Annotated in this window: 5 protein-coding genes and 1 pseudogene; 1 reads left to right on the top strand and 5 read right to left on the bottom strand. The window is 67.1% G+C overall.

Annotation, left to right across the window (positions count from 1 at the left end; translation table 11 throughout):
• The 4 genes and pseudogenes from OE647_RS19690 to murD all read right to left on the bottom strand — a co-directional run.
• Window positions 1–425: pseudogene (locus OE647_RS19690) on the bottom strand (transposase); the annotation flags it as partial.
• Between the two features lie 96 nt (window positions 426–521).
• On the bottom strand, window positions 522–1,274 hold the full coding sequence (pssA, locus tag OE647_RS19695; protein WP_263723482.1) for a CDP-diacylglycerol--serine O-phosphatidyltransferase: 753 nt from the start codon (window positions 1,272–1,274) through the stop codon (window positions 522–524).
• Window positions 1,275–1,278: 4 nt separating this feature from the next.
• Entirely contained in the window at window positions 1,279–1,971 is a 693-nt protein-coding gene (locus OE647_RS19700; protein WP_263723483.1) for a phosphatidylserine decarboxylase, read from the bottom strand.
• A gap of 162 nt (window positions 1,972–2,133) precedes the next feature.
• The gene (murD, locus tag OE647_RS19705) at window positions 2,134–3,537 is read right to left on the bottom strand and encodes a UDP-N-acetylmuramoyl-L-alanine--D-glutamate ligase (protein ID WP_263723484.1); all 1,404 of its coding nucleotides are present in this window, start codon (window positions 3,535–3,537) and stop codon (window positions 2,134–2,136) included.
• A 228-nt stretch (window positions 3,538–3,765) separates the two neighbouring features.
• On the opposite strand from murD, the gene prpE reads away from it, so the two are divergent.
• Window positions 3,766–5,658: a propionate-CoA ligase PrpE gene (prpE, locus tag OE647_RS19710; RefSeq protein WP_263723485.1), complete on the top strand. Its 1,893-nt coding sequence runs from the start codon at window positions 3,766–3,768 to the stop codon at window positions 5,656–5,658.
• A 45-nt stretch (window positions 5,659–5,703) separates the two neighbouring features.
• Here the strand turns inward: prpE and OE647_RS19715 are convergent, their stop codons facing one another.
• Window positions 5,704–6,468, bottom strand: coding sequence for an NAD kinase (locus OE647_RS19715; RefSeq protein ID WP_263723486.1), 765 nt, complete (start codon window positions 6,466–6,468; stop codon window positions 5,704–5,706).
• Window positions 6,469–6,834 lie beyond the last annotated feature (366 nt).

Consider the following 6,834-nt stretch of genomic DNA (forward strand, 5'->3'; position numbering starts at 1 on the left):
GGTCGTTGGCCGCTCCTTTTTCGCCCGCAGGCTGGTCGCCGTGCGATGCGCCTTCAGATACCCTCGCCAGTGGTTCTCGGACCAATGGCGAACCACTGGCTCGACGTCGATCATGACCGTCTTTTGCGCGGTCCCCTCGGAGGCCAGTCCCTCCATCATCCGAGCGAAGCCCCCCATGTCACCCCAGCGCTTCCAACGGTTGTAGAGCGTCTTCGGAGGGCCATACTCCTGCGGCGCATCGCGCCATCGCAACCCATTGCAGTTGATGAAGATTATCCGGCTCAACACCCGCCGGTCATCGACGCGTGGCTTGCCATGCTCTTCGGGAGTGAGGCGGGTCAGCAAACGATCCGGTGGATCGTTTGCCCGGCGAACGGCTTCAAAGGCACCATCTGCGCGTCCGTCAGCCAGAAAAGGTTGCTCATCATCGCCCCCGTCAGTTCCGGAGCTTGAATCATGCAGCCCGAGCGGCCTCAAGCCGATTAATGGGTCTGGATCCTAGGGAAATCACCGCGGCAGGATCAGGGCTTGGGCGCCCGGCGGTTCCGCCGCCACTGGAAGAAGGCGACGATCAGGCCCAGCATATAGGCCACATCGGCGACGAAAAGCGTCACCCAGGGGTAGGTGACCAGTGCCGCAAGCGCCGCGACCACGGCGACCAGGACATAGCGCGCGTGCTCCGTGTTGATCTTGACGGCCTTGAGGGACATGGTCGGCAGGCGGCTGATCATCAGGCCGCCGACAACGATCATGTAGAAGCTGATCGCCTCGCGCGGGATCACCGGCCAATCTTCGACCGCCTTGGCCGCGAAGACCGGGAACAGAACCAGCAACGCCCCCGCAGGCGCCGGCACACCCGTGAAGAAGCGCTTGTCGCCCCCCTCGGCCGACTTGATCCCGACGTTGAAGCGCGCCAGGCGCATCACGCAGCAGATGGCGTAGATCAGGACCGCGATCCAGCCCGCGCCCCGAGGTTCGCCCAGAGTCCAGGCGTAAAGCGTCAGCGCGGGCGCCACGCCGAAGTTCAGGAAGTCGGCGAGCGAGTCGAGCTCCGCGCCCAGTTCGCTTTCGCTCTTGAGGGCGCGCGCGAGCCGGCCATCGAGGCCGTCCAGCACGCCCGCAAGCACGATCAGCGCGACGGCAAATTCGATTTGCCCCTGGAAGGCGAAGCGGATCGCGGTCAGGCCCGCGCAGATCGCGGCCAGGGTCAGAAGGTTCGGGGCCAGCTGGAAAAGGTGCAGTTCCGACTTTTGCGACCGGGGCGCCCGTGCCATCGGATCAGTCCCTCCGCTGTCCGCCGGCGGACCGCTCGCCGGTCAGGTCGGCAAGCACGGTTTCCCCGGCAATCATGGTCTGGCCCAGCGCCACCAGCGGCTCCACCCCCTCAGGCAGGTAGACATCGACGCGGGAGCCGAAGCGGATGAGGCCGAAGCGTTCGCCCACATCCAGCCGGCGCCCCTTGTCCACGAAGCAGACGATCCGCCGCGCCACCAGTCCCGCGATCTGGACCACGGCCAGCGACCGCCCGTCCGCCATGTCGATCGTCAGGCTCATCCGCTCGTTATCCTCGCTTGCCTTGTCGAGCGAGGCGTTGAGGAATTTGCCCGGCCGGTAGGCCACTGCGCCCACGGTGCCGGGAACCGGCGCGCGGTTCACATGGCAGTTGAAGACGTTCATGAAGACCGAGACCCGCGTGAGCGGCGTCGCGGGCATCCCGAGTTCCGCCGGGGGCACGGCCGGCTCAATCAGCGACACGACCCCATCGGCGGGGCTGACCACCAGCCCCTCGCGCAGGGGCACCACGCGGACCGGGTCCCGGAAGAAGTAGTAGCACCAGATCGTCAGGCCAAGCCCGATCCAGCCGAGCGGCTCCCAGAGCAGCCAAAGCACGACCGTCGCCGCGGCAAACGCCGCCACGAACTTGCGCCCCTCGGGGTGCATCGGTTTGATCACCGTGCCGATCATCGTCATGTTTCTCTCCGCGGGGCGTTGCACGAGACAGGTGCATAGCGGCGAAAGGCGGGAAGTCAACCGCGCCGGCCCCCTCGCGACGTTTCGTCATGCGCGCTGCCGCGTCAAGTGAAAGGGCGATCTGAGGCCCCGGGCGCCGATTTGGAGGGCGGTTCTGCCCCGTTACCCTCCGATCAGCGCCCTGACGCGGTCCGCGAAATCTTCGCCGCGTTTCTCGAAATCCTTGTATTGGTCGAAGCTCGCCGCGGCGGGCGCCAGCAGCACGGTCTCACCGGGCTGGGCCTCCTCGGCTGCGCGGGCGACGGCTCGCTCCATCGTCTCGCAGATCTCATGCGGGACATCGCCAAGCTGCAAGGCGAATTCACGCGCCGAATGGCCGATCAGATAGGCCTTTGCCACCGCGCCGAAATGCGGGGCGAGCGCGGCGATCCCGCCGTCCTTGCCCAAGCCCCCGGCAATCCAGCGGATGCGCTCGAAGGCCTGAAGCGCCTTCGCGGCGCTGTCGGCGTTCGTCGCCTTGCTGTCATTGACGAAGCGCACGCCGCCGCGTTCGCCCACAAGCTGGGACCGGTGCGGCAGTCCTTCGAAGCTGCGAAGGGCGTCCTCGATCAGGCGGGGCGCCAGCCCCAGGCAGCGCGCCGCCGCATAGGCCGCGCAGGCGTTTTGGTGGTTGTGGGCGCCCGGCAAACCCGGGATGTCGCGCAGGTCGATGGAGGCGACTTGCCGCCCCTTGCGCCATTCCGACAGGAACCCCTTGCGCGCGAAGACCAGCCACCCCGGCCCGTCCAGCTTCTGGCCGGACGACATGCGGATCACGCGGTCGTCTGCCGCCCCTTGCGCGATCTGGTTGGCCAGAAACCGCCCCTCGGCCTCGTCCATGCCGATCACGGCGCGGTCGGGCGCCCCTTCGGTGAACAGGCGTCGCTTGGCCGCGAAGTAGCCGCCTATGCCGCCGTGCCGGTCCAGGTGGTCGGGCGACAGGTTGGTGAAGACCGCGATGTCGGGGGTAAGCGCGCGGGCCAGCTCGATCTGGTAGGAGGACAGCTCAAGCACCACGACCTCCCCATCCGCGGGCGGGTCGATGTCGAAGACGCCGCGGCCGATGTTGCCCGCCATCTGCGTCGGCCGCCCCGCGACCTGAAGGATGTGGTGGATGAGCGCGGTCGTGGTGGACTTGCCGTTCGATCCCGTCACCGCGACCACGCGCGGGGTCACGTCCATCTCGTCCCAGTCGGGAGTCGCGAAGGAGCGGAAGAAAAGCCCGATGTCATTGTCGATCGGCACGCCGGCCGCCATGGCGCGCGCGATCAGGCGGTTGGGTTCGGGATAAAGATGCGGGATGCCGGGCGAGACGATCAGCGCGGCGACATTCTCCCAGGCATTGCCCCGCGTCAGGTCGAAAAGCGCGAAACCCTCGGCCTCGGCGCGGGCGCGGGCCTCGGGGCTGTCATCCCACAAAAGCGCCTCTGCCCCCCCAGCGGCCAGCGCCCGTGCGGTCGCAAGCCCCGACCGGCCCAAGCCCAGCACCGCGACGCGCGCGCCTGAATATCCCCTGACCGGAATCATCTTGCCCCCCGGATCGTTGCGGCGCCGACATTGCCCCGTGGCGCACCAAGGGGCAAGATCTGGACAACGCCCGCGCCCCTGGCCCACCGTTAGCGCCAAACGTGGCGGCGTGTCGCAACCCGTTTCAGAAGGCGCAAAATTTGCGCAACATTCTTGTGAGAGGGGCTGGCCGGAAGTAAGCATTTCGAGGCCCGAACGTCCCGGGCTACCCAGGAGGAGGCGAACCCCGTGAGCTATCAGGAAACCTACGCGCGCTGGAAATCCGACCCGGAGGCCTTCTGGATGGAGGCGGCAGAGGCCATCGACTGGGTGGAAAAACCGAGCCGGGCGCTGTCGGCCGAACGGGCCCCGCTTTACGAATGGTTCACGGACGCGAAGGTCAACACCTGCTGGAACGCCGTCGACCGCCATGTGGAGGCCGGCCGGGGCGACCAGCTTGCCGTCATCCACGACAGCCCGATCACCCATTCGACGAAGGGCATCACCTACCGCGAGTTGCGCGACCGCGTCGCTTCGCTGGCCGGGGCCTTGCGCGCCAAGGGCGTGGAGAAGGGTGACCGCGTGATCATCTACATGCCCATGGTGCCCGAGGCGCTGGAGGCGATGCTGGCCTGCGCGCGCCTCGGTGCGATCCATTCGGTCGTATTCGGCGGCTTCGCCGCGAACGAACTGGCCGTACGGATCGACGACGCCAAGCCCAAGGCGATCATCGCGGCCTCCTGCGGGCTCGAACCCGGCCGGGTCGTGCATTACAAGCCGCTTCTTGATGCCGCCATCGACCAGGCCACGCACAAGCCCGCCTTCACCGTCATCTTCCAGCGCGAACAGGAAGTCGCCAAGCTGATCGAGGGACGCGATTTCGCCTGGCATACGTTCCAATACGGGGTGGAGCCCGCCGAATGCGTCCCGGTCGAAGGCGACCACCCGGCCTATATCCTTTACACTTCCGGCACAACGGGCGCCCCCAAAGGCGTGGTGCGGCCAACCGCCGGGCATCTCGTCGCGCTGAACTGGTCGATGAAGGCGATCTACAACGTCGAGGCGGGCGATGTCTTCTGGGCGGCCTCGGACGTGGGCTGGGTCGTGGGCCACAGCTACATCTGCTACGCGCCGCTGATCGCGGGCTGCACCACCATCGTGTTCGAGGGCAAGCCCGTCGGCACCCCCGACGCCGGCACCTTCTGGCGGGTGATCCAGAACCACAGGGTCAAGTCGTTCTTCACCGCCCCCACCGCATTGCGGGCGATCAAGCGCGAAGACCCGAAGGGCGAGTTGATCGGCGACTACAACCTCAAGGGCCTCAGGGCGCTTTACCTGGCCGGAGAGCGCGCGGACCCCGACACCATCCAATGGGCGCAGCGCCATCTGGGCGTGCCGGTCGTGGACCACTGGTGGCAGACCGAAACCGGCTGGGCCATCGCCGCGAACCCGCTCGGGATCGAGGAACTGCCAGTCAAGATCGGCTCCCCCTCCGTTCCGATGCCGGGCTATGACGTGCAGGTCCTGGACGAGGGCGGCCACCCCGTGCCCGCCGGGACGCTCGGCGCGATCGCGGTGAAACTGCCCTTGCCCCCCGGCACGCTGCCCACGCTCTGGAACGCCGAGGAGCGCTTCCGCAAGTCCTACCTCAACCACTTCCCGGGTTATTACGAGACCGGCGACGCGGGCTATATCGATGAGGATGGCTATCTTTACATCATGGCGCGCACCGACGACGTGATCAACGTCGCGGGCCACCGCCTGTCGACCGGCGCGATGGAAGAGGTTCTGGCGGGCCACGACGACGTCGCCGAATGCGCCGTCATCGGTGTCGCGGACGAGCTCAAGGGCCAGTTGCCCATGGGCTTCCTCTGCCTCAACAAGGGTTCCAACCGCCCGCACGGCGAGGTGGTGAAGGAATGCGTCGCGCGCGTCCGCGACCAGATCGGCCCCGTCGCGGCCTTCAAGCTGGCGACGGTCGTGGACCGGCTGCCCAAGACCCGGTCCGGCAAGATCCTGCGCGGGACGATGGTCAAGATCGCCGATGGCGAGCCCTACAAGATGCCCGCGACGATCGATGATCCCGCCATCCTGGACGAGATCACCGAGGCGCTGAAGGCGATGGGCTATCCCCGCGGATAACCGCGACGCCGCCCGCCCGGGATCCGGGCCGGGCGGCTCTCCGGCTCAAACGAATTGTTCGCGTGTCAGGCGTTCCTCAAGCCCGTGGCCGGGGTCGAACAGCAGCCTGTGGCGCACCCCGGGCTCCGAGCGGATCTCGACCGAGCGGACGTGGCGCACCGAGACGCGGCTGTCGGCATCGGCCATCACCGGCCGCTTCGCGGCATCGAGAACGTCGAAGCGAACCTTCGCCGCCGTCGGCAGCAGCGCCCCGCGCCAGCGCCGGGGCCGGAAGGCGGCCATTGCCGTCAGCGCCAGAACCTCCGCCCCGATGGGCAGAATCGGCCCGTGGGCAGAGTAGTTGTAGGCGGTCGATCCGGCCGGGGTGCAAACGAGCGCCCCGTCGCAGACCAGTTCCTCCAGCCGCACCTTGCCATCGACCGTGATGCGGAGCTTGGCGGCCTGCGGACCGGCGCGAAGCAGCGACACCTCGTTGATCGCCAGCGCCTCGAAGACCCGGCCGTCCTCCGCCACCGCCTGCATCGTTAGCGGATTGATCACTTCCTCAACCGCCTGGGACAGGCGCTCCTCCAGCCCGTCCTCGCTGTATTCGTTCATGAGGAAGCCGATGGTGCCGCAGTTCATCCCATAGACCGGGGCGACCATGCCCTGCATCGCGTGCAGCGTGTGGAGCATGAACCCGTCACCCCCAAGCGCCACGATCACCTTCGCCTGATCGACCGGCACATCGCCGTAACGCACCACCAGGCGGGAAAGGGCCGCCTGCGCAACGTCGGCATCGCTTGCCAGGAAGGCGATCGGAATGGACAATGTGACCTCTGGCAAACGGTGACCCTCGGGCGCATTGATCCATGCCAACCCCTGGATGACAAGCCCCATCCGGTCAGCCGCGGCTTTTCGGCGCCCGCGCCGGCCCCGATATCGCAACACCGCCGCGCGCCAGAAAAGTTTCGTATCGGAAACTTCGTTTCGCCCGCATGCTGAAACAGGTCGGATTCAAACTTTTCCGAACCGCGGCCCTCGGGTAAAGAGCGATCAACACGGACATGAGGAGACGCCGATGACTGCCCCGCACCGCGACGCTGGATTTTTCACTGAGAGTCTTTCGAGCCGGGACCCTGAGCTTTTCGGGTCGATCCGGTCCGAGCTTGGGCGTCAGCGCGACGAGATCGAGCT

Origin of the sequence: Albidovulum sediminicola, from assembly GCF_025751575.1 — a bacterium.
GTDB classification, from domain to species: domain Bacteria; phylum Pseudomonadota; class Alphaproteobacteria; order Rhodobacterales; family Rhodobacteraceae; genus Albidovulum; species Albidovulum sediminicola.